At 66.5% G+C, this 22,244-nt stretch carries 24 protein-coding genes; 18 read left to right on the top strand and 6 right to left on the bottom strand.

Annotated elements, in window-relative coordinates; translation table 11 throughout:
- Positions 1-93: 93 nt before the first annotated feature.
- The 7 genes from AC5LXX_RS31135 to AC5LXX_RS31165 all read left to right on the top strand — a co-directional run bounded on the left by AC5LXX_RS31135 (position 94) and on the right by AC5LXX_RS31165 (position 5,366).
- Positions 94-819 (top strand): OmpW/AlkL family protein, encoded by a 726-nt coding sequence (locus AC5LXX_RS31135; RefSeq protein WP_493413973.1) that lies wholly within the window; start codon positions 94-96, stop codon positions 817-819.
- Positions 820-1,034: 215 nt separating this feature from the next.
- On the top strand, positions 1,035-1,601 hold the full coding sequence (locus AC5LXX_RS31140; protein WP_493413974.1) for a TetR/AcrR family transcriptional regulator: 567 nt from the start codon (positions 1,035-1,037) through the stop codon (positions 1,599-1,601).
- A gap of 224 nt (positions 1,602-1,825) precedes the next feature.
- A complete protein-coding gene (locus AC5LXX_RS31145; protein ID WP_124448805.1) occupies positions 1,826-2,251 on the top strand; it encodes an organic hydroperoxide resistance protein in 426 nt (141 codons plus the stop codon).
- A 58-nt stretch (positions 2,252-2,309) separates the two neighbouring features.
- Positions 2,310-3,344, top strand: coding sequence for an alpha/beta hydrolase (locus AC5LXX_RS31150; RefSeq protein ID WP_493413975.1), 1,035 nt, complete (start codon positions 2,310-2,312; stop codon positions 3,342-3,344).
- Between the two features lie 380 nt (positions 3,345-3,724).
- Entirely contained in the window at positions 3,725-4,096 is a 372-nt protein-coding gene (locus AC5LXX_RS31155; protein ID WP_124448801.1) for a CidA/LrgA family protein, read from the top strand.
- A complete protein-coding gene (locus tag AC5LXX_RS31160; protein ID WP_124448799.1) occupies positions 4,093-4,827 on the top strand; it encodes an LrgB family protein in 735 nt (244 codons plus the stop codon). Before AC5LXX_RS31155 ends, AC5LXX_RS31160 begins: the two co-directional genes overlap by 4 nt.
- A gap of 233 nt (positions 4,828-5,060) precedes the next feature.
- Complete coding sequence (locus AC5LXX_RS31165; protein ID WP_493413976.1) at positions 5,061-5,366, top strand: hypothetical protein; 306 nt, start codon at positions 5,061-5,063, stop codon at positions 5,364-5,366.
- Positions 5,367-5,462: 96 nt separating this feature from the next.
- On the opposite strand, the gene wrbA is transcribed toward AC5LXX_RS31165, so the two are convergent.
- Positions 5,463-6,065 carry an NAD(P)H:quinone oxidoreductase gene (wrbA, locus tag AC5LXX_RS31170; RefSeq protein WP_124448795.1) on the bottom strand — a complete coding sequence of 201 codons (603 nt, stop codon included), beginning with the start codon at positions 6,063-6,065 and terminating at the stop codon, positions 5,463-5,465.
- Between the two features lie 61 nt (positions 6,066-6,126).
- Positions 6,127-6,852: a pirin family protein gene (locus AC5LXX_RS31175; protein WP_493413977.1), complete on the bottom strand. Its 726-nt coding sequence runs from the start codon at positions 6,850-6,852 to the stop codon at positions 6,127-6,129.
- A gap of 128 nt (positions 6,853-6,980) precedes the next feature.
- Here AC5LXX_RS31175 and AC5LXX_RS31180 point away from each other — a divergent pair, with 128 nt between their 5' ends.
- Both AC5LXX_RS31180 and AC5LXX_RS31185 read left to right on the top strand, forming a co-directional pair.
- Positions 6,981-7,898 (top strand): LysR family transcriptional regulator, encoded by a 918-nt coding sequence (locus tag AC5LXX_RS31180; protein WP_493413978.1) that lies wholly within the window; start codon positions 6,981-6,983, stop codon positions 7,896-7,898.
- 94 nt (positions 7,899-7,992) lie between these two features.
- Entirely contained in the window at positions 7,993-9,114 is a 1,122-nt protein-coding gene (locus tag AC5LXX_RS31185) for a Fic family protein (protein WP_493413979.1), read from the top strand.
- 2 nt (positions 9,115-9,116) lie between these two features.
- On the opposite strand, the gene AC5LXX_RS31190 is transcribed toward AC5LXX_RS31185, so the two are convergent.
- Positions 9,117-9,524 carry a hypothetical protein gene (locus tag AC5LXX_RS31190; protein ID WP_493413980.1) on the bottom strand — a complete coding sequence of 136 codons (408 nt, stop codon included), beginning with the start codon at positions 9,522-9,524 and terminating at the stop codon, positions 9,117-9,119.
- Between AC5LXX_RS31190 and AC5LXX_RS31195 the strand changes: the two genes are divergently transcribed.
- The gene (locus AC5LXX_RS31195; RefSeq protein WP_493413981.1) at positions 9,517-10,587 is read left to right on the top strand and encodes a lysozyme inhibitor LprI family protein; all 1,071 of its coding nucleotides are present in this window, start codon (positions 9,517-9,519) and stop codon (positions 10,585-10,587) included. The two genes, AC5LXX_RS31190 and AC5LXX_RS31195, sit on opposite strands and share 8 nt — an antisense overlap.
- A gap of 22 nt (positions 10,588-10,609) precedes the next feature.
- On the opposite strand, the gene AC5LXX_RS31200 is transcribed toward AC5LXX_RS31195, so the two are convergent.
- Positions 10,610-11,701: a LacI family DNA-binding transcriptional regulator gene (locus tag AC5LXX_RS31200; RefSeq protein ID WP_493413982.1), complete on the bottom strand. Its 1,092-nt coding sequence runs from the start codon at positions 11,699-11,701 to the stop codon at positions 10,610-10,612.
- A 241-nt stretch (positions 11,702-11,942) separates the two neighbouring features.
- Here AC5LXX_RS31200 and rbsK point away from each other — a divergent pair, with 241 nt between their 5' ends.
- The 8 genes from rbsK (at position 11,943) to AC5LXX_RS31240 (ending at position 20,634) form a co-directional block, all read left to right on the top strand.
- Positions 11,943-12,869 (top strand): ribokinase, encoded by a 927-nt coding sequence (gene rbsK / locus AC5LXX_RS31205; RefSeq protein WP_493413983.1) that lies wholly within the window; start codon positions 11,943-11,945, stop codon positions 12,867-12,869.
- 60 nt (positions 12,870-12,929) lie between these two features.
- Positions 12,930-14,249 (top strand): MFS transporter, encoded by a 1,320-nt coding sequence (locus AC5LXX_RS31210; RefSeq protein ID WP_493413984.1) that lies wholly within the window; start codon positions 12,930-12,932, stop codon positions 14,247-14,249.
- Between the two features lie 44 nt (positions 14,250-14,293).
- On the top strand, positions 14,294-15,238 hold the full coding sequence (locus AC5LXX_RS31215) for a dihydrodipicolinate synthase family protein (protein WP_493413985.1): 945 nt from the start codon (positions 14,294-14,296) through the stop codon (positions 15,236-15,238).
- 297 nt (positions 15,239-15,535) lie between these two features.
- Entirely contained in the window at positions 15,536-16,435 is a 900-nt protein-coding gene (locus tag AC5LXX_RS31220; RefSeq protein WP_493413986.1) for a LysR substrate-binding domain-containing protein, read from the top strand.
- Positions 16,436-16,597: 162 nt separating this feature from the next.
- Positions 16,598-17,347 (top strand): SDR family NAD(P)-dependent oxidoreductase, encoded by a 750-nt coding sequence (locus AC5LXX_RS31225; protein ID WP_493413987.1) that lies wholly within the window; start codon positions 16,598-16,600, stop codon positions 17,345-17,347.
- A gap of 74 nt (positions 17,348-17,421) precedes the next feature.
- Positions 17,422-18,747, top strand: a complete 1,326-nt coding sequence (locus tag AC5LXX_RS31230) for an MFS transporter (protein ID WP_493413988.1) — start codon at positions 17,422-17,424, stop codon at positions 18,745-18,747.
- A gap of 46 nt (positions 18,748-18,793) precedes the next feature.
- Positions 18,794-19,639 (top strand): transketolase, encoded by an 846-nt coding sequence (locus tag AC5LXX_RS31235; RefSeq protein ID WP_493413989.1) that lies wholly within the window; start codon positions 18,794-18,796, stop codon positions 19,637-19,639.
- The gene (locus AC5LXX_RS31240) at positions 19,636-20,634 is read left to right on the top strand and encodes a transketolase family protein (protein WP_493413990.1); all 999 of its coding nucleotides are present in this window, start codon (positions 19,636-19,638) and stop codon (positions 20,632-20,634) included. The genes AC5LXX_RS31235 and AC5LXX_RS31240 overlap by 4 nt, the downstream gene beginning before the upstream one ends.
- A 79-nt stretch (positions 20,635-20,713) precedes the next feature.
- Here the strand turns inward: AC5LXX_RS31240 and AC5LXX_RS31245 are convergent, their stop codons facing one another.
- Positions 20,714-21,418, bottom strand: coding sequence for an SDR family NAD(P)-dependent oxidoreductase (locus AC5LXX_RS31245; RefSeq protein ID WP_493413991.1), 705 nt, complete (start codon positions 21,416-21,418; stop codon positions 20,714-20,716).
- A gap of 11 nt (positions 21,419-21,429) precedes the next feature.
- Complete coding sequence (locus AC5LXX_RS31250; protein ID WP_493413992.1) at positions 21,430-22,236, bottom strand: DeoR/GlpR family DNA-binding transcription regulator; 807 nt, start codon at positions 22,234-22,236, stop codon at positions 21,430-21,432.
- Positions 22,237-22,244 lie beyond the last annotated feature (8 nt).

Below are 22,244 nucleotides of genomic sequence, written 5' to 3' on the forward strand. Positions count from 1 at the left end.
GGAATATTCGTGAACGGGCGGGTTACCCACCCGTTCACGAATGACGAATCCTGCACCACAAGCAATACTTTTATAACAACCTCTGGAGGCCATATGAAGCACACGAGCGCGGCAATTCTCTTGTCGGTATCCGCCGTTTCGTCCGTTTACGCACAATCTGCAGGACAACTGATGATCAACGCCGGGTGGCTGCACATGGCGCCTCAGGATTCCAGCGAACCGCTGACGGTCAACGCCCTCGGCCGATCGACCACGGTGGCCGGAAGCGGAGCGACCATCCCGGATGCCGATACGGTTGCGTTCACGGCGACCTACTTCGTGACCGACCATATTGCCGTGGAGACGATCGCGGGTGTTCCACCGAAACTCCATCTCACCGGCACGGGGACGCTTGCGGGGCTGGGGGAGTTGGGCACGGCGCGAGCCTGGAGCCCCGCGATCATCGCGCAGTACCATTTCGGCGCGCCGTCGGCACGTTTGCGGCCGTATGTGGGGGCTGGAATCTCGTATGTTTGGTTCAATAGCATTGACCTCAGCAATCCGGTTGCGTCCGGCAAGTTCCTCTATTCGCCTTCCGTTGGCGCGCGCCTTGAAGGGCCCACATCGGTCTCGCTGAGCAAGTCCTTTGCCCCGATTCTCAACGCAGGCCTCACCTACAATATGGACACTCACTGGTCCATTGGCGCTTCGTTTGCGTACGCGTGGTTGTCCACGAAGGCGACACTCACGACGCGTGCGCCGGTCGGGACCGTAACCAGCACGACACGGCTGAAGATCAATCCGATCATGACCTTTGTGTCGCTCGGCTATCGCTTCTGATCGGGCGCGACACAAGCGCCGGTCATCCGCGCCTCGTTCACCTGGGCGCGGATTCGAGTGCGACGTTCGGCCGTGGCCGGGTCGCGATGCCGGCAGACTCGTCAAGCGACATGCAGAGTGGCGGCCGGACAGCCGAGCGACGGCTCGTACGCCACATCATCGCGCCCCAAAAAAAGTCCTTGACTGTCTATCTATGAGTAGATAAAGTTTGGTCCATGGAAACGAAACCGACCGTCCGCGAACAGATTCTCGACCACGCGATCACGCTGATGATGCAGCGCGGTTACAACGGCTTCAGCTACCGAGACCTGTCCGACCTGGTGGGCGTGAAGACGTCGAGCATCCACTACTACTTCCCGTCGAAGGACGACCTCGTGCTGGAAGCGGTGGCGGTATACAGCGACGAAGTTCTCGCGGCCATGCGGGCGATCGATCCGGCGTTGCCGGCCGACGTGAAGCTGAGCCTGTACACGAAGATGTTCGGCCGCACGTTGGGTGACGGCAACCTGATCTGCCTGTGCGGGATGCTCGCGTCCGACATCGAGACGTTGCCGGAGAACGTGCGGCAGGCCGTGCAGGCGTTCTTCAAGGCCAACGAAAGCTGGCTGGCGGAACTGCTGGCGCAGGGCGCGCAGGAAGGCACGCTGCAGTTCAGCGGCGAGCCCGACACGGCGGCGCGCACGTTGTACGCGGCGTTCCAGGGCAGCGTGCTGGCCAGCCGGTTGTTTCACACACGGGCGCGTCTCGAGGATGTCGAGGCCGTCTGGAAAGCGCGGTCCTGACGGGCGGCGCAAGCAGCGAGGCGGTTCGCCGCCTTTTTATTGGATCTTGTTATCTATCTTTTGATAGATAGATGAGTGGCGCAGATGGGGCGACCCTCTGCATTTTTTGGGAATGTTTATCTATCTATTGGTAGATAAACAAACGTGATGCGGGCGGCGAGGCTGCCGGCACGCGGTCCCCGGTTCGAAGGCTGTTTCATTCATTTGCTGAAAAGGAGTCTGTCATGTCGATCGAAAAAGTGTTGTACCGCGCCCATGCAAAAGCCACCGGCGGCCGTGACGGCCGTGCGACGGTGCCCGAAAGCGGCCTCGACCTGAAGCTGACCACGCCGCGCGAGCTCGGCGGCGCGGGCGGTGCAGGCGCGAACCCCGAGCAACTGTTCGCCGCCGGCTACAGCGCGTGCTTCATCGGTGCGATGAAGTTCGTCGCGGCCCGCGACAAGATCGCGATGCCCGCGGACGCGTCCATCGAAGGCAGCGTCGGCATCGGCGCGATCCCGAACGGCTTCGGCATCGAAGTCGAACTGAAGATCTCGCTGCCGGGCCTCGATCGCGACGTTGCGCAAACGCTGATCGACCGCGCACACCTCGTGTGCCCGTACTCGAATGCGACGCGCGGCAACATCGACGTCACGCTCACGCTTGCCTGATCGATCGCATTACGAACCATCCATCGTCATTGACCTGTTGAAGCCAAGGAACACCATCATGAAGATCGTCAAGCCGCTGCTGATCGCCGCCGCCGTTGCCGCCGCGCTGTCCACCGCTCCCGCCGCATTCGCGGCGAGTGGCGACGCCGTCCGTCCCGATACGAAGACGAGCGCGTTCCTCGCCGTGCTGAACGGCCAGAAGGGCCCGGGCCTCGAAACGCTGAGCCCCGCGAAGGCACGCCAGGTGCTGGTCGACGCGCAGAACGGCGCGAAGGTCGATCTGTCCGGCATCGACGTGTCGAACCGCACGATCGACCAGGACGGGCTGTCGGTGCCGGTCACGGTCGTCCGCCCGCAAGGCGCGACGGGTACGCTGCCGGTATTCGTGTTCATCCACGGCGGCGGCTGGGTGCTCGGCGACTTCCCGACGCACGAGCGTCTCGTGCGCGATCTCGTCGTACAGTCGGGCGCCGTCGCGGTGTTCGTGAACTACACGCCGTCGCCGGAAGCGCATTACCCGGTCGCGATCAACCAGGCGTATGCGGCAACGAAGTGGGTGGCCGCGCATGGCGCCGAGATCGGCGTCGACGGCAGCCGCCTCGCGGTGGTCGGCAACAGCGTCGGCGGGAACATGGCGGCCGTGGTCGCGCTGATGGCGAAGGACAAGGGCGGCCCCGCGATCCGCTTCCAGGGCCTGATGTGGCCGGTCACGGACCACAACTTCAACACGGGTTCGTACAACGCCTACCAGCAGGGTCACTTCCTGACGCGGCCGATGATGAAGTGGTTCTGGGACGCCTATACGAAGAACGAAGCGCAACGCAACGAGATCTACGCGTCGCCGCTGCGCGCGAGCGTCGCGCAGTTGAAGGGCCTGCCGCCCGCGCTGATCCAGGTCGCGCAGTTCGACGTGCTGCGTGACGAGGGTGAGGCGTACGGCCGCAAGCTCGACGCGGCCGGCGTCGATGCGACGACCACGCGCTACGACGGCACGATCCATGATTTCGGCCTGTTGAACGCGCTGGCCGACGATGCGCCGACGAAGGCCGCGACGAAGGCGATGGCGAATGAAATCGCGACGCGGTTGAAGTAACGCGATCGGTGGTCGTTCGAACGTGAACGGCAGAAACGGCGGGCACGTGCCCGCCGTTTCCGCGTATTGGCAACGTGAAATCGGCAATGTGAAATTTGGGGGGCTGCGCGTTCGGACCGATGCGTTGTCGCTCCTTCGTCGTACCTGAGCGGCGTGCGGTTCATGCCGGGTAGCATGTGGGGCGACTCGTCCATTGCGGCAGCCTGTTTTCCACGATCGCGTGCCGGGTTCACCCGGACCGAATCGGCTGAACGGGGATCGCGCCGTCGCGACCGGCCGCGGGCATTGTTGGTACGATCGCGCGTAGGTTCATGCCGGCGCCGCAAGCCGCCGGCTCATCGGCCGCGCGCCAGCGCGGCCACGTTCGGGAGAAGCGGTTCATGTTGCAGGCGTTCGCGGTCTTGCTGATCTTCCAGTGTCTCGGGGAAGGCGTGTCCTATCTGTTCGGCCTGCCGGTGCCGGGCCCCGTGATCGGCATGCTGCTGCTGTTCGGCTTCGTGATGCTGCGCCCGCAGGCCGCCGATGCGATCGAGCCGACCGCGCTCGAACTGCTGCGCCACCTGTCGCTGCTGTTCGTGCCGGCCGGCGTCGGCATCATGGTGTCGGCCGACCGCGTGCGCGGCGACGCGGTCGCGGTCGTCGTCGCGCTGGCGGTCAGCACCACGCTGGCGATCGCGGTGACGGCGCTCGTCACGCGCGCGCTGCTGCGGCGCCAGCGCCGCGCGGGCGGCAACGCGGAGGGCGTGCAATGACGGCCTTCCCGAAACTCGGTGCGATCTGGGTCTATCTCGCCGCGAGCCCGTTGCTCGGCCTGACCATCACGCTGGTCGCGTATCTGTTCGCGCAGGCCGTCTATGCGCGGGCGCGCTTCAACCCGCTCGCGAATCCGGTGCTGATCGCGGTCGCGCTGATCGTCGGTCTGCTGACGATCACGCATACGCCGTATCCGACGTATTTCGAAGGCGCGCAGTTCGTCCACTTCCTGCTCGGCCCGGCGACCGTCGCGCTCGCGCTGCCGCTGTACCGCCAGTGGTCGAAGCTGCGGCGCACCGCGCTGCCGCTGCTCGTCGGCCTGCTCGCGGGCTCGCTGACGGCGATCGTGTCGGCGGTCGGCATCGCCGCGCTGTTGGGGGCGTCGAGCCAGACGATCGCGTCGCTCGCGCCGAAATCGGCGACGACGCCGATCGCGATGGCGGTGGCCGCGGAGATCGGCGGCATTCCGTCGCTCACGGCCGTGCTCGTGATCTCGACCGGGATCTTCGGTGCGGTCTGCGCACGCGGGATCCTCAATCTGCTGCGGGTCGACGAGCCGGCCGTGCGCGGTTTCGCGCTCGGCGTCGCGTCGCACGGGATCGGCACCGCGCGCGCGTTCCAGGTCAGCGAGGAGGCCGGCGCGTTCGCGGGGCTCGGGATGGGGCTGAACGGCGTGCTGACGGCATTCGTCGTGCCGATCCTGCTGCCGATGCTGTCGCGCTGGATCTGAGCGGGCGCCGCCCTCGGGCTATCGGTTTCCCTGATGGCGCGGACGATTTGCCGAAAGGACGGCGCACACGGCGCGCACGTATCGTGGCCGTTATCAGGAGAATTCAGGAACGCACACGGACATTTGTGTATTGATCGGCTAACGTTGCATCGGCGCCGTTGTCGCAAGCCGTCGCGTGCGCGCAGGTGTCCGACCCACAATCAACAATCAACAACCGACAAGGAGATTCGGCCATGAAGCAGTCTCGCGTGGTTTCGGTGGCAGTAGCGGTAACGGCGTCGTTCGGTCTGTTGTTGACCGCCGTGCCGGCGGCATACGCGCAGGACCCGGCGTCCGCGCCGGCGCAGAAGCAGCTCGACAAGGCGCAGAAGAAGGCGGCGCGCAAGGCGGCCCGCGCGCGGCACGCGTCGGACCTGAAGGCGATCGGCACCGGCAGCGGCTACCGGTTGACCGGCGACCAGAGCAACTATCCGCAGAACGCCGTGCAAACGGCGCCCGCGACGAAGGCGGCGCCGGCCGCACCGGCGTCGGGCCAGTAACGGCCGCCAGCCGTGTACAGGACGAACGGCGCCGGTTCAATCGGCGCCGTTTTTCATGGCCGCAACTGCGGGACCGCGGGGCGCGAGGCCGCCGCGTTACGACGCGAGCTTGCTCGCGATTTCCGCGACGTGCTTGCCCTGGTAGCGTGCAATGTCGAGCTCGTTCGCGCTCGGCTGGCGGCTGCCGTCCGCGCCCGCCAGCGTCGTCGCGCCGTACGGCGTGCCGCCGGTGATTTCGCTCATGTTGACGAGCCCGCTGCAGGCGTACGGCACACCCACGATCACCATCCCGTGGTGCAGCAGTGTCGTGTGGAACGACGTGATCGTCGTTTCCTGGCCGCCGTGCTGCGTGCCGGTCGACGCGAACACGCTGCCGATCTTGCCGACGAGCGCGCCCTTCATCCACAGGCCGCCGGTCTGGTCGAGGAACGTGCGCATCTGGCCGGCCATGTTGCCGAAGCGGGTCGGCGTGCCGAAGATGATCGCATCGTAGTCGGCGAGTTCGTCCACCGTGGCGACCGGCGCGGCCTGGTCGACCTTCACGCCGATCGCGCGGGCCTGGTCGACGGGAATCGTTTCCGGCACGCGCTTGAGCGTGACCTCGACGCCGGGCACCGATTTCGCGCCTTCCGCGATGTGCTGCGCCATCGTTTCGACGTGCCCGTAGGACGAGTAGTAAAGAACCAGAACCTTGGCCATGTTGCGAATCTCCGATTAAAAGGGCCCCGCGTTCAGCGGGGCCCGGTTTCCCGAACGGGCGTCATGCCCACTCGGCCGTCACTTCGACCGGACGCAGGTCGAACACCAGCACTTCGGCATCCTTGCCGTCGGCGATCGTCAGCGCCTGTTCGCCGCGGATGCGCGCGCCGTCGCCTTCGCCGAGCGTCACGCCGTTGACCGTCACGCTGCCGCGTGCCACGTGCACGTAAGCAAAGCGGCTCGGGTCAAGTTCCAGCGTAGTGCTTTCATCGCCGTCGAACAGGCCCGCGTAAATCCGGGTGTCCTGCCGGATCTTCAGCGAACCGGCGTCGCCGTTCGGCGACACGACGAGGGCGAGCTTGCCGCGCTTGTCGTCGGCTGCGACATTCGTCTGCTGATAACGCGGCTCGGCACCCTTTTCGGCCGGCCCGACCCAGATCTGCAGGAAGTGGACCGGCGTGTCCTGCGAGTGGTTGAACTCGCTATGGCGCACGCCCGTGCCCGCGCTCATCAACTGCACGTCGCCCGGCACGATCACCGAGCCGGTGCCCATCGAGTCCTTGTGTTCCAGCGCGCCGTCGAGCACGTACGACAGGATTTCCATGTCGCGGTGCGGGTGCGTGCCGAAGCCGCGGCCCGGCGCGACGCGGTCGTCGTTGATCACGAGCAGGTCGGAGAAGCCGACTTGCTTCGGATCGTAGTAATTCGCGAACGAAAACGTATGACGGGAGCTGAGCCAGCCATGCTCCGCACGGCCACGTTGGTTTGCTGCACGGATTTCGATCATGATTTTTTTCCTTCAAGTCGCCGGTCCTCGGAAGTGGGCCCGGCGGTTCGTTGAGAGGCATCTTAGGTCAATCGATTTGACAAATAAATGGCTGTAGAGATAATGACTGTCGCTATGGAGTGGACAATATGGAACTCAACGACCTGAGGATCTTCGTCGCGACCGTCGATGCGGGCAGCTTCACGGCGGCGGCCGACCAGCTGATGCTGTCCAAGCAGTTCGTCAGCCGGCGCACGATGGCGCTGGAGGCGTCGCTCGGCGTGCGGCTCCTGCACCGCAATACGCGCAATCTCGCGGTGACCGAATCGGGGCAGGAGTTTTATGCGCGCGCGCAGCGCATCCTTGCCGAGATCGCCGACGCCGAGCAGGCGATGTCGGTGCGCAGCACCGAGCTGCACGGCTCGCTGAAGATCAGCGCGCCGCTGTCGTTCGGGATCACGCACGTGTCGCCGCTGATCGCCGAATTCCTGTCCGCGCATCCGGCCGTGCGGCTGAACCTCGACCTGACCGACCGGCGCGTCGACCTGATCGGCGAGGGTTTCGACCTCGTGCTGCGGATCGGCACGCTCGAGGATTCGACGTTGATCGCGCGCCCGCTCGGCGCATGGCGGATGATCGCGTGTGCGAGCCCCGCGTACCTGAAGCGGCAGGGCACGCCGCAGGCGCCGGCCGATCTCGCCGGCCACACGTGCCTGCTGTACGGGCGCGAGCGGCGCGTCGGCTGGGAATTCCGCGTCGACGGCGCGTTGCGCACGTTCGACGTGCAGGGGCCGCTCGTCGTGAACAACGGCGAAGTGGTGCGCGATGCGGCGATCGCGGGGCTCGGTGTCGCGCTGCTGCCGCACTTCATCGTCGGCGCGGCGCTCGACAGCGGCGCGCTCGTGCCGGTGCTCGACGCGTATGTGCCGCCGCCGATCACGCTCAATGCGGTGTTTCCGCAGCATCGGGAAGGGTTCGTCACGCTGCGCACGTTCATCGGGTTTCTGGCCGAGCGGCTCGGCGACGCGCCGCCGCCCGGGAAGCGCGGCGCGGGCCGGGCGCGGTAGCGGGCCGGCATGCGGCGAATAGGGTGAGTATTCTCCGCATATTTTGCGGAGAATATTGAGCCATGCGGCGAATCGGTGGGATAATCTCCGCATCATGAGCGGAGATTACACTTTTATCTGGGAGTCGGCCGACTGGCCGGCGTGGCGCTTCGACTTGCCGGCACTCGCCACGCCGCTGGCCGACGTCAGCCGTGCGCAAGGCATGCTGGCCGGGCGGCTGGCGGATATCGGCCTGGCGCTGCGCGACGAGGCCAGCCTGGCCGCGCTGACGGAGGACGTCGTCAAGACCAGCGCGATCGAGGGCGAAACGCTGAACGTCGCGTCGGTCCGCTCGTCGATCGCGCGCCGGCTCGGCGTCGACATCGGCGCGCTGGCGCCGGTCGATCGCCACGTCGAGGGCGTCGTCGACATGGTGCTGGACGCGACGAGCCACGCGGCGGCGCCGGTCACCGAAGCGCGCCTCTTCGGGTGGCATGCGGCGCTGTTCCCGACCGGCTATTCGGGATTGATGCGTATCACGGTCGGCGGATGGCGTACGGACGCGAGCGGGCCGATGCAGGTGGTGTCCGGGCCGATCGGCCGGCAGCGCGTGCATTTCGAGGCGCCGCCGGCCGCACGACTGACGCACGAGGTCGCGCGCTTTCTCGCATGGCTCAATGCCGAACCGGCGGAGCCGTTGCTGATCCGGGCCGGCCTGGCCCACCTGTGGTTCGTCACGCTCCACCCGTTCGACGACGGCAACGGCCGGATCGCGCGTGCGCTCGGCGATCTGGTGCTGGCGCGTGCCGACCGGAGTCCGCAGCGCTTCTACAGCCTGTCGGCGCAGATCCAGCGCGAGCGAAACGCGTACTACGACGTGCTGGAGCGCACGCAGCGCGGTTCGCTCGACGTCACGGAATGGCTCGCGTGGTTTCTGGATACGCTCGGCAGGGCCATCGATCACGCTCACACGACGCTCGACGCGGTGCTGGTCAAGGCACGCTTCTGGCAGCGCTGTGCGGGCTTCGCGATGAACGCACGCCAGGTCAAGGTAATGAACCGGCTGCTCGACGGCTTCGAAGGGAAACTGACGACGACCAAATGGGCGGCCCTCGCGAAGTGCTCGCCGGACACCGCGCTGCGCGACATCACGGAGCTCGTCGGGCATGGCATGCTGCGCCGTTCGTCGTCCGGCGGCCGGAGCACGAGCTACGAGCTGGTGCCGTTCGACGGCTGACGTCATTGCCGGCTCGTCTCGTCCTGCGCGCGAAAGGCATCGTGTGCGCTGCCGATGCAGAAAGTGAAATTGCCGCGCGCGTGTTGCGGGTCGCGGCGCGTCCGGTTCTCGTCGATGGAAGACGAACGGTCGACCGAACGGGACGGCGATCGCGTGATCGTGTTCATCGGGATCACCCATCGCGCGGCGAAAGCCGCGTTGCGTGACGGCATCGTGCATTGCGCTGCGGCATGTTCGCCGACATGGTTGCGGCAACATCGAACGTCGATTGCTCGGCGTCGCGCATTCGGGTTACGCTCCCGCGGGCGGCGGCATGCGTCGCATGCCGGGCCGGGCGTTTTTACCTCGAATGTCGCGTGCAGGTAGCTTCTACAGGCGCGCGACCCAGCGACGATCAAGCCAATGACCATCCAGAACCGATCGAATACGCGCGAACATGCCGCGATTTCCGCATCTGACGCGCGGCACACGCATCTGCCACGCCTCGCGGCGGCCGCGCTGCTGACGCTGCTGCCGGTTGCCGCGCATGCGGCCGGCTTCGACTGCACGAAGGCCGCTTCACCGACCGAGAAGACGATCTGTACGGATACCGCACTGTCGAAGCTCGACGGCGACCTGTCGGCCGCGTGGAAGAAGGCGCTCGCGAAGGGCGGCGATGCGGCCGCGCTGAAGGCCGCGCAATTGAAGTGGCTGAAGCAGCGCGACCAGTGCGGCAGCGACGCGCCGTGCCTCGGCGACCGCTACCGCGAACGGCTCGCGAGCCTGAACGGCACGCCGCTCGCCGCCGACCGCTGGCAGCAGACGTGGTATCGCGACAGTGACAATCCGTCGTTCGGCGGCGTGCTGACGTTCACCGGCACGGCACCGCGCCTGCATTTCGAACTGGGCGGCAACAACGGCGCGAATGATGGCGGCCTCGACGGCGACATCGTGCTGCACGGCGACAGCGGTACCTACCGCAAGGACAATTGTCGGCTCGATTTCGACCGCAAGGGCGGCCGCATCCGCGTCACGCAGCAGGGCGCGGATTTCGATTGCGGCGCAGGCGCGGGTGTCGTCTATGCGGGCGACTATGTGACTGCGTCGCAGTTTCAGGCCAAGCCGCAGGCCGATCTGCTGAGCCTCAAGGTCGTGACCGACGCGGCGCAGAACGCGACCGCGCACAAGCTGCTCGGCGCCGACTATCAGACGCTCGTCGACATGGTCAACTACAGCGCGGACCAGAAGGACATCGACGGGCTCAACGCCCACGTGACGTCATATTGGGTGCGCGGCATCGCGACGACGAACGCGGCGATCGTGATGCGCCGCGGGTCCGATCTGTGGATCGGGCTGCTCGTGTTCGATGCGAAGAACAACGTCCGGATGCGCTATTACTCGAACGTGCCGGCGTGGAAGAAAACCGTGCCGAAGACGATCAACGCGTGGCGCGACAATCTCGACAAGACGCTGCCGGTCGACGTGATGCAGTAAGCCGGCGCCGCACGGCGCATGTTCATTTCCTGCGCGCCACGCGCGCCTTCGTCTGCGCCGGCGGCGCGGCCGATTCCCGCATGCGCAACTCGGGCAGGACGGCACTCCCGGGCCCCGTGGCGCCGTTCTCGAGCGCGTCGAGCAACGCGTGCGCGGCCTGGCGCCCGATCGCGTCGGTGTCAACCCACATCGTCGTCAGCGGCGGCTGGATCTCGCGCGCGAGCGCGATGTCGTCGAACCCGGTGATCGACAATTGAGCGGGCACGTCGATGCCGAGCGCCTGCGCTTCGAGCAATGCCCCGAGCGCGAGCGCGTCGTTGCCGCAGATGACGGCCGTCGGCCGCGTCGCCGCATCGCTCTCCGCGATGGCACGCAGGCTCGCGCGCCCGAACGCGATCGTGGCCGCACCTTCGTGCTGGTGCACGGGGCGCACCGCGAGCCCGTGCGCGGCCAGCGTGTCGTGAATGCCGCGCAGGCGAGCCTGGACACGATCGTTGTCCGCCGACGGCTGCATGATGATCGCGAAGTCGCGGTGGCCAAGGTCGAGCAAGTGCGTGGTGAGCCGCGCGAACGCCGCGCGGTTGTCGAAGCCGATGCAGCAGTGCGGGCTGTCGTCGCGATACGCATAGGTGACGACGTACGGCACGCGGTGCATCGCCAGGAGTTCGAACAGTTCCGGCGAATACGCTTCACCGACCAGCGACACGGCTTCCACGCCGCGTGACAGCATCGCGCGCACCTGCGCCAGCGCCTGCGCGGGATCGTAGTTCGAGCAGCCCAGGAACAGCGTGATGCCGTGCTCGGCCATGACCGCCTGCATGCCCGCGACTTGCGACGCGAACACCTGGTCGTCGAGCGTCGGAATGATCGCGCCGGTGATGTGCGTGCGCGTCGACGCGAGCGCGCGGCCGGCCGCATTCGGAATCCAGTTCAAGGTGCGCGCCGCGTCGCGCACGCGCTGCTGTACGTCGGCCGACACCTTGCCGGGGTCGTTGTACACGCGCGAGACGGTCGCGGTCGACACGCCGGCCAGTTTCGCGACATCGCCGAGCACCGAGCGGCCGCTGCCGCGGCGCGCCCGCGTCGCGCCAGCGCGGGACGGGGGCGTGCTCATCGGCTGTCTCCCGGCAGGGTGGGCCTGCCTGCGCCGAGCGTTGCCAGTCGCGTCATTGTTTACCCTCGATTCATGGTGGTCCCGCTTGCATCCTCATTCGATCCTGTGAGAATGTAAGCGCTATCTTCCTGCTGCTTCGTATTATGTCAGACATGGATTTCACTCGCATCGCGAAATTTTCCGAGACGACGGCCTTTCCGGCCATTTTGTCGGTCTCAAATGTAAGCGGTTACATTCGAACATGAGCGGCACCACTGCACCTCGTATCGCTGTCGTTGGCAGCGTCAACATCGACCTCGTCACGCGCGCGCCGCGCCTGCCGGTGCCGGGCGAAACGCTGCTCGGCACGGCATTCCAGACCGTTCACGGCGGCAAGGGGGCGAACCAGGCGGTCGCGGCCGCGCGCCTGGGCGCATCGGTCGCGATGATCGGCTGCGTCGGCGACGACGCGTTCGGTGAACGCCTGTACGGCGCGCTGGCGGCCGAGCGCATCGACGTGACGCATCTGAGCCGGATCGGCGGCACGGCGACGGGCGTCGCGACGATCACGGTCGACGACGGCGGCGCGAACAGCATCGTCGTCGTGCCCGGTGCGAATGCGTGCCTCGATGCCGACCGGATCGACGCGGCGCGCGAAGCGATCGCGGGGGCGGCGCTGCTCGTGTGCCAGCTCGAAGTGCCGGTTGCCACCGTCGCGTGCGCGATCGCTTGTGCCAGCGAGCGCCGCACACCGGTGCTGCTCAATCCGGCACCCGCGCAGCCGCTGTCCGATGCATTGCTGGCACGGGTCGACTACCTCGTCGTCAACGAGACCGAAGCCGAGTCGCTGACAGGCATCGCCGTCGGCGACGACGCGTCGGCCGTGCGCGCCGCCGACGCGCTGTGCGCGAAGGGCGTCGCCAACGTGCTGGTCACGCTCGGTGCGCGCGGCGTCTGCTGGCGCGGCGGCGCGGGGAACGGCCGTCATCGGGCGATGACGGTGGTGGCTGTCGATACGACAGCTGCCGGCGACACGTTCGTCGGCGGGTTCGCGGCCGCCCGCGCAGGCGGTGCGTCGATGGACGACGCGATCGGCTTCGGCCAGCGTGCGGCCGCAATCAGTGTCACGCGCTACGGCGCACAGACCTCGATCCCGACGCGTGACGAAGTCAACCGTATGGATAACTGAATTCCGCACACGACGGAATGGCCGGAATTGGCCGATACCCGTGAAATGGAGACAACCGACATGAACGAAAACCAACCTGTTCCGCCCGCGCCGCCACGCATCCGGCGCGGACAACGCATCGCGCTCGCGCTGTTGATGGCGAGCGGGATCGTCAACTACCTCGATCGCGGCACGCTGGCCGTCGCGAGTTCGGCGATCCGCGGCGATCTCGGCCTGTCGCTCGGGCAGATGGGGCTGTTGCTGTCCGCGTTCTCGTGGAGCTATGCGCTGTGCCAGTTCCCGGTCGGCGGCCTCGTCGACCGCATCGGCCCGCGCCGGCTGCTCGGCATCGGGCTGATCGTCTGGTCGATCGCGCAGGCGGCTGGCGGCATCGTGTCGACCTTCGGCTGGTTCATCGTCGCGCGCATCGTGCTCGGCATCGGCGAGGCGCCGCAGTTCCCGTCGGCCGCGCGCGTGGTCAGCAACTGGTTTCCGCTGCGCGCGCGCGGCGTGCCGACCGGCATTTTCAACGCGGCATCGCCGCTCGGCACCGCGCTCGCGCCGTTGCTGCTGTCGATTCTCGTTGCGTCGTTCGACTGGCGCTGGGCATTCGTCGCGACGGGGGCGCTCGGCCTCGTCGTCGCCGTCGTCTGGTTCGCGCTGTATCGAGATCCGGTGCGCGCGCAACTGTCCACCGCCGAGCGCAGCTATCTCGATGCCGACGCGCAAAGCATCGCCGCGGTACCGAAACTGACGTTCGCCGAGTGGCGCAGCCTGTTCTCGCACGGCACGACCTGGGGGATGCTGATCGGCTTCTTCGGCTCCGTGTACCTGAACTGGGTCTACCTGACCTGGCTGCCGGGCTACCTGACGATGGAGCGGCACATGAGCCTCATCCGTACCGGATTCGCCGCGTCGGTGCCGTTCCTGTGCGGGTTCGTCGGTTCGCTGGTCGCCGGCTGGCTGTCGGACGTGGTCACGCGCCGCAGCCGTTCGCCGGTCGTGAGCCGCCGTAACGCGGTGGTGGTCGCGATGCTCGGAATGGTCGCCTTCACGATTCCGGCCGCGCTGGTGCAGAGCAACGCGGTTGCGCTCGCCTGCATTTCGGTCGTGATCTTTCTCGCGAACGCGGCGTCGGCCTGCTCGTGGGCGCTCGCGACGGCGGCCGCGCCGCCGAGCCGTGTCGCATCGCTCGGCGCGATCCAGAATTTCGGCGGCTTCATCGGCGGCGCGCTTGCGCCGATCCTGACAGGCATCATTGCGCAGAAGTGGTCGTTCGTGCCGGCGCTGCTGACGGCCGCGGCGATCGCGTTCGCCGGTGCGATGGCGTATCTGCTGCTGGTGCGCAAGCCGATTCCCGAGCAGGCCGCGAACGCCGCGCCCGGACCGTTGCCGGCATGAGCCCGCGGTCCGCCCACCGTATTCATTGAAGCAAGGAGAAGCAGATGCAACACCCGCAGCAATCGAACGTGACCATCGAGGGGATCGTGCCGGTGATGCTGACGCCGTTCGACGACGCCGGTGCGATCGACTACGCCGGGCTCGAGCGGCTCATCGAATGGTATCTGGCGCATGGCTCGGATGCGTTGTTCGCGGTCGCGCAATCGAGCGAGATGCAGTTCCTGAGTCTTGCCGAACGCGCGGAACTCGCGCGCTTCGTGGTCGATCGGGTGGCCGGACGCGTGCCCGTCGTCGCCTCCGGGCACGTCAGCGACGATCTCGATGCGCAGGCCGCCGAGCTGTGCGCGGCGGCCGAATCGGGCGCGCAGGGCGTCGTGCTCGTGACCAACCGCCTCGATCCGCAGCGCAAGGGTACTGCCGCATTGCTCGACCATCTGCACCGGCTGCTCGCGCGCCTGCCGTCGGATCTCCCGCTCGGCCTGTACGAATGTCCCGCCCCATACCGGCGGCTTCTTTCGGATGACGAACTGCGCGCGTGTATCGACACGGGCCGGTTCGTGATGTTGAAGGACGTGAGCTGCGATCTCGACACGGTGAAGCGGCGTGTCGCGCTCGCCGCTGGATCGCCGCTGAAGATCCTGAACGCGAACGCCGCGATTGCGTGGGACGCGATGAAGGCCGGGTCCGCCGGCTTCAATGGCGTGTTCACCAACTTCCACCCGGATCTCTACCGGTGGTTGCGCACGCAAGGCGACACGAATCCGGCGCTGGCCGATGAATTGTCGACGTTCCTGGTCGTGTCGGCGGTGTCGGAGGCACTCGGCTATCCGGCACTCGCGAAGATTTACCATCAGCGGATCGGCACGTTCGGGTCGATCAAGTGCCGCGCGATCGACTACGACGTGCGGGAACGATTCTGGGCGCTCGACGCCGTGCTCGACAAGATCGTCGCGGGGACCGAGCATTTCCGTCGGCGGATCGCGGCGTAATGACGATACCGGCGTGTCGTGCGGTGTCGACGGCGTGCCGGCATCGTCGTGAAGGACAGACGCCGGGCGCAACTCGGCGTCATAGCCTGTCGTTACGCACGCCACGTGCGTGTTTGGAAACAAAACCAGGATCTCGACTTGCTTGTGGTCATTTGACGTTGTCGGAATGGGGAGGCGTTCGAGGATTTTCGGGGGCGCCAGAATTGACGCGTAACATAGGGGATCGGCTTTGCTTGGACGATCGTCCGAGCGCGATTTCGCTTTGCCGGCGTTCCGCTCAATTCCCCAGATACCAACATGCGTATCCCACCGCTCAAGGCAATCATTGCGTTTGAAAGCGTTGCCCGGACCAAAAGCGTCAACCGCGCGGCGGAAGAACTCAGCCTGACCGCGTCCGCCGTGAGTCATCAGCTCAGCAATCTCGAATCGCAGATCGGTCAGCCGCTGTTTCAGCGCTCGGGGCGCGGCCTCGTCCTCACGCCGACCGGCGAGCGCTATCTGGCCGACGTCACCGGCTCGCTGGCCGACCTGAGCCGTGCGACCGAGCGCGCGTCGAGTCGCACCGAGGTCGATATCCTGCGCGTGCATTCGAGTCCGAGCTTCGGGCTGATGTGGCTGCTGCCGCGGCTGTCGTCGTTTCAGGAGGCGAACGGCGATATCCAGCTGAACCTCGCATGCTCTTACGAAAACGTGTCGTTCTCGAACGGCTTCTACGATATCGATGTCCGGCACGGCTACGGTAACTGGGACAACTTCGAGGTCCGCACCGTGCGCGGCGAGTTCATCGCGCCGCTCGCGTCGCCGCGCTATCTCGAACGGCATCCGGTGAACGCGCCGGAAGACCTGCTCGCGCATCGACTGATCTATTCCGAAACGCCGCTGGTCCAGTGGAAGCAGTGGTTTGGCCGCTCGGGCGTGCCGCTTGCCGCGCAGAAGACATTCGACTTCTCGTTCGACCGTTCGTACATGTCGCTCGAAACCGCCGCGCTCGGCCTCGGCATCGCGCTAGAAAGCCTGCTGCTTGCATCGGTGAAGATCCGCGAAGGGCTGCTGGTGCCGGTGTTCGACGCCGCCCATGCGGTGGAAGTCAGCGCGCATCACCTCGTTTACCCGCGGCAGAACGCGGAACTGCCGCGCGTGAAGCGCTTCCTCGCGTGGATCGAGCGCGAGGTCGCCACGCAGGGCGGGGCAAGCTGAACGTCGCGCATCCCGCGCGCGCGATATTGCGTTGCAGCACGCCGCGGCGGATCGCGCGGCGACATCTGAAATTTTTTCAACTATGGCTGAGCGTTTCCGCGTTGATGCGGGTGTCGGGCGAGCCGACACTCTGTACACACACATCAATACAGGAGACGAACGATGTTGCTCGACCACAAGACCATCATCGTGACCGGCGCCGCGTCGCCGCGCGGAATCGGCAAGGCCACGGCTCGCGCACTGGCGGCCCACGGCGCACGCATTGCGATCCTCGACCTGCGCCGGGAAGACGCGGAGGCCGCCGCCGCAGATCTCGGCCCGGGCCACCTCGGCCTGGCCTGCGACGTGACCGACCGCGACGCGTGCGTGGCGGCAGCCCGGGCAACGCTGGAGCGCTTCGGCCGCATCGACGGCCTCGTGAACAACGCCGGCATCACGCAACCCGTGCGGACACTGGACATTGCCGCGCGCGACTTCGATGCGATCGTCGACGTGAACCTGCGCGGCACGCTGTACATGTCGCAGGCGGTGCTGCCAGCGATGAAGGAGCAGCGCGGCGGCAGCATCGTCTGCATGTCGTCGGTATCCGCGCAGCGCGGCGGCGGTATCTTCGGCGGCCCGCACTACAGCGCCGCGAAGGCGGGCGTGCTCGGCCTCGCGAAGGCGATGGCGCGCGAATTCGGCGCCGACCATATCCGCATCAATTCGATCACGCCGGGCCTGATCCAGACCGACATCACCGGCGACAAGCTGACGCCCGCGACGCGCGAGGACATCATCAAGGGCATTCCGCTCGGACGCCTCGGCGATGCCGACGACGTTGCCAATGCGTGCCTGTTCCTGCTGAGCGATCTGTCGAGCTATCTGACCGGCATCACGCTCGACGTCAATGGCGGAATGCTGATCCACTGAAAACGGCGCCGCCACGCGTGCGGCGCCGCCCATCATGCACCCGGGACAACCCGGGGCCGTGGCAGGAGACAAACATGAGAGCAAAGTATCCCGCATCGCCGGTTCAGCCCGAGATGCTGCAACGGGACGATGCGCAGACGTTCGAAGCGGCGACCTATGCGAAGGTCGCGCGCCGGCTGATCCCGTTCCTGATGTTGTGCTATCTCGGCGCCTATCTCGACCGCGTCAACGTTGGATTCGCGAAGCTGCAGATGCTGAGCGACCTGCGTTTCAGCGAGACGGTGTACGGGATGGGCGCGGGCATCTTCTTTCTAGGCTACTTCCTGTTCGAAGTGCCAAGCAACCTGATCCTGCATCGCGTCGGTGCGCGCCGCTGGCTCGCGCGCATCATGCTGACGTGGGCCGTGATTTCCGCGAGCTTCGTGTTCGTGAAGTCGCCCACCGTGTTCTACGTGCTGCGGTTTCTGCTCGGTGTCGCCGAAGCGGGTTTTGCGCCGGGCGTGATCCTGTACCTCACGTACTGGTTCCCGGCGGCGCGTCGCGCAAAGGCATTGTCGCTGTTCTTCATGGCGATTCCGCTCGCCGGGATCATCGGCGGCCCGCTGTCCGGCGCGATCATGCACTCGCTGCACGGCGCGATGTCGCTGGCCGGCTGGAAATGGCTGTTCCTGCTCGAAGCGCTGCCTTCGCTCGTGCTGGGTGTCGCGATCCTGCTGTATCTCGACGACGGCATTTCCGGCGCGAAGTGGCTGACCGATGCCGAAAAAGCCTTGCTGGCGCGCAACGTGTCGGCCGATGCCGAACACACCACCGCCCACCTGTCGATCCGTACGTTCGTCGCAGACCGCCGCCTGTGGCTGATGGCCGCGATCTACTTCTGCGTCGTGCTCGGGCAGTACGGCCTTACGTTCTGGCTGCCGACCATCATTCGCAAGGCCGGTGTCGCCGATCCGCTGTGGGTGGGGCTGTTCACTGCGATTCCGTATGCGTGCGCGATCGTCGCACTACCGCTGATCGGCATGAGCGCCGATCGCCGTCGCGAGCGCCGCTTCCATCTCGCGGTGCCGATGCTGGTCGCGGCGGCCGGTTTCGCGACGTTGCCGGTGCTCGGCAGCGTCGGCGCGTCGATCGTGTGCCTGAGCATTGCGTCGGCCGGCATCCTCGCGTCGTCGTCGCAGTTCTGGTCGCTGCCGACGGCGCTGCTGGGTGGAATGTCGGCGGCAGCGGGAATCGCCGCGGTCAACTGCTTCGCGAACCTGGCGGGCTTCTTCTCGCCGGCGATCGTCGGCTGGCTGAACGACCTGACCGGCAAGTCCACCGCGGGGCTGCTCTTCATCTCCGTCGCGATCACGGTCGGCGCACTGCTGGTGTTCTTCGTGCCCCGAACCGTCAATCGCTGATTCGTTTTCCATACCCGTTTCTTTCGACCCGATACTGGAGTTATCGATGGATACCGAAACCGTCCATGAAGCGGTCACGCTTGCCGAGCGCGCGTACCGCATCCGCAGAAACGCCGTGCTGATGGGTGAAGTGCAGGGCCAGGGCTATGTCGGCCAGGCACTCGACATCGCCGACGTGCTGGCCGTCGCATACTTCGGCGCGATGCGCTATCGCCCCGACGATCCCGAGTGGGAAGGGCGCGACCGCTTCCTGCTGTCGAACGGCCACTACGCGATCGCGCTGTACGCGGCGCTGTTCGAAGCCGGCATCCTGCCGGCCGACGAACTCGAAACCTACGGCAGTGACGACAGTCGTTTGCCCATGTCCGGGATGGCGAGTTATACACCCGGGATGGAGATGTCCGGCGGCTCGCTCGGGCAGGGGCTGACGATTGCGGTCGGTCGTTGTCTCGGTCTCAAGCGCAATGGCTCGGATGCATTCGTTTATACGCTGTTCTCGGACGGCGAACTCGACGAAGGCGCGATCTGGGAAGGGTTGATGTCGGCCGCGCACTGGAAGCTCGACAACCTGATCGCGATCGTCGACGTGAACAACCAGCAGGCCGACGGTCCGTCGACGCAAGTCATGGCGTTCGAGCCGCTGGTCGACAAGCTGGAAGCGTTCGGCTGGTATGTGCAACGCGTGGACGGCAACGACATCGACGCGGTGAAGCGCGCGTTCGACAACGCACGCCTGCATGACGCGCCGCAGCCGCGCATCATCGTTTGCGACACGAAGATGGGGTGCGGCGTGCCGTTCCTCGAAGCACGCGAGAAGAGCCATTTCATTCGCGTCGATGCGCACGAGTGGAAGCTCGCGCTCGACGCACTCGAAGCAGGGAGACACGCATGAGCACCGTCGACAACAAGCCGCGCCTGAAGACTTCCGCGATGATCGCGTCCATCGCAGCCGACGGGCAGGCGACTCGCGCCGCGCCGTTCGGCCATGCGCTCGTGAAACTCGCGCGCACGAACGGCAATGTGATCGGCATGACCGCCGATCTTGGCAAGTACACCGACCTGCACATCTTCGCGAAGGAATTTCCCGAGCGTTACTACCAGATGGGGATGGCCGAGCAGCTGCTGATGGGGGCCGCTGCCGGATTCGCGCACGAAGGTGCGCAGCCGTTCGTCACGACCTACGCGGTATTCGCGACGCGCCGCGCGTACGATTTCATCCATCAGGCGATCGCCGAGGACAACCTCGATGTGAAGCTGGTGTGCGCATTGCCGGGGCTCACGACCGGCTACGGACCGAGCCATCAGGCCGCCGAGGATCTCGCGCTGATGCGTGCGATGCCGAACATGACCGTGATCGATCCGTGCGACGCGCTGGACATCGAGCAGATGGTGCCGGCGATTGCGGCGCATAAGGGGCCGGTGTACGCGCGCCTGCTGCGCGGCAACGTGCCGGCCGTGCTCGACGAGTACGACTACCGGTTCGAGCTCGGCAAGGCCAAGCTGCTGCGCGACGGCAACGATGTGCTGCTGATCTCGTCCGGGATCATGACGATGCGTTCGCTGGAGGTTGCGAAGGCGCTCGAAGCCGATCGCGTCGATGTGGCGGTGCTGCACGTGCCGACGATCAAGCCGCTCGATACGGCGACCATCGTTCGCGAGGCGGCACGCAAGGGGCGCATGGTAATCGTTGCGGAGAACCATACGGTGATCGGCGGGCTCGGCGAAGCGGTCGCGACGGCGTTGCTCGAGGCCGGTGTCGTCGTACCGTTCCGCCAGATCGCGCTGCCGGATGCGTATCTCGCCGCGGGTGCGTTGCCGACGTTGCACGACCGCTACGGGATCTCGGCCGGCGCGATGCGAGCGAATATCAGGTCCTGGCTCGGATGAGGGTGCGGAATCGCCGGTGTGCCGGGGGAGCGGCGTCTCGCGCGGCGGCGATGTGGCGTGGGTGCCCGGCAGCGCCGAGTTAAAGCGATGCACCGCCGCACATGACGATCTGTTGGCCGGTAATTGCGCTTGCGTCGGGGCTCAGCAAGAAGCCGGTCAGCGCGGCGACTTCCTCGGGCGTGATGAATCGCCCGATCGGTGGAAGCTTCGGGGGGGTTGCCGCGCGCGCCGGACCACGCAGGAACGGCGTGTCCGTTGCACCGGGCGCGACGACGTTGACGGTGATGCCCTTCGGAGCGAGTTCGGCCGCCCACGATCGCGCGAGGCCCACCAGCGCGGATTTGGTCGCCGCATACTGGCTGCGCGTGGCCGCGCCGTTGGCGGTGCGGCTGCCGAGCAGCACGACGCGTCCGCCGGCCGGCATTCGAGGCACCAGGCGATCGGCAAGAAAGGCGGCGGACTCGACGTGCAGGCGCCACATGGCCGCGCCGTCCTCGTGCGAAAGCTGACCGAGCGACGCCGTGCGCATGAAGCCGGCCGCATGCACCAGCGCATCGACCGCACCGAGCTCGTCGCAGACGGGCCCGAGCGCCGCAAAGTCGGTGACGTCGACCGGCTCGATGTTCAATGCATCGTGAGTCGTCGAAACGGGCGAGCGGCACAGTCCCGTGACACGCCAGCCGTCGGCGAGCAGCCGATCGACGATCGCGCGCCCGATTCCCGACGACGCGCCCGTGACCACGGCATGGCGTGAAGCCAGGCCCGACTGCTCTCTTTGACCCACAATCGCTCCTGCTACGTTTGAACCTGCGCCGAATCGCCGGGTAGCGACGTCGACTTCGTGCTGACGGCATGCACGGTAATCCGCGCCTGTGAATGGAACGGTTCGAGTTGCGCCTGCCCGGCTGCATCATCCGTCACGAGCGTCCAGTCGCGCTCGAGAGGCGTCCAGTGTTGCTGGCTTGCGCGCCCGAGCTTGTCCGCCGTCACGAGCACGAAGACCTCGGCGGCCTGCCGCATCACGCACTCCTTCAGATACGACTGCTCGCTGCTTGCCTCGCACAAGCCCAGTTCGGCGACCACGCCGTCGGCGCCGAAGAAGGCCTTGTCGACGCTCAGCCGGCTCAGCGCGATCTGCGCGAGCGGCCCGAGCGTGCTCATGCTGGACGACCGCACGTCGCCGCCAATCACCGTCACTGGCACGCCCGACGATGCGAGCGGACTCACGACGAGCAGGTTGTTGGTGACCACGTGTACATCTGTCCTGCCGGCAAGCAGGCGCGCGAGCGCCGCCGTCGTGGTGCCGCCGTCGAGGAACACGGTGTCGCCGTCTTCGACGAACGCGCTCGCCGCGTGCGCGATCGCTTCCTTCTGCTCCTGCGAGCTGATGCGCCGTTCCTCGAGCGACGCCTCCGGCTCGTGGCCGCCCACCGCAGCGGCACCGCCGTACGTGCGAAGAATGCGGCGGTCGCTCGCCAGCGCCCGCAGGTCCCGGCGCACCGTCGCTTCCGACATCCCGAAGTGCTCGCACAACGTCGCTACGTCCGTCATGCCACCGAGCACGGCTTGCAGCATCGCCTCCCGGCGCCTGGTCACTTTCATGTGCGTGA

The organism is Burkholderia torrens (assembly GCF_984668525.1).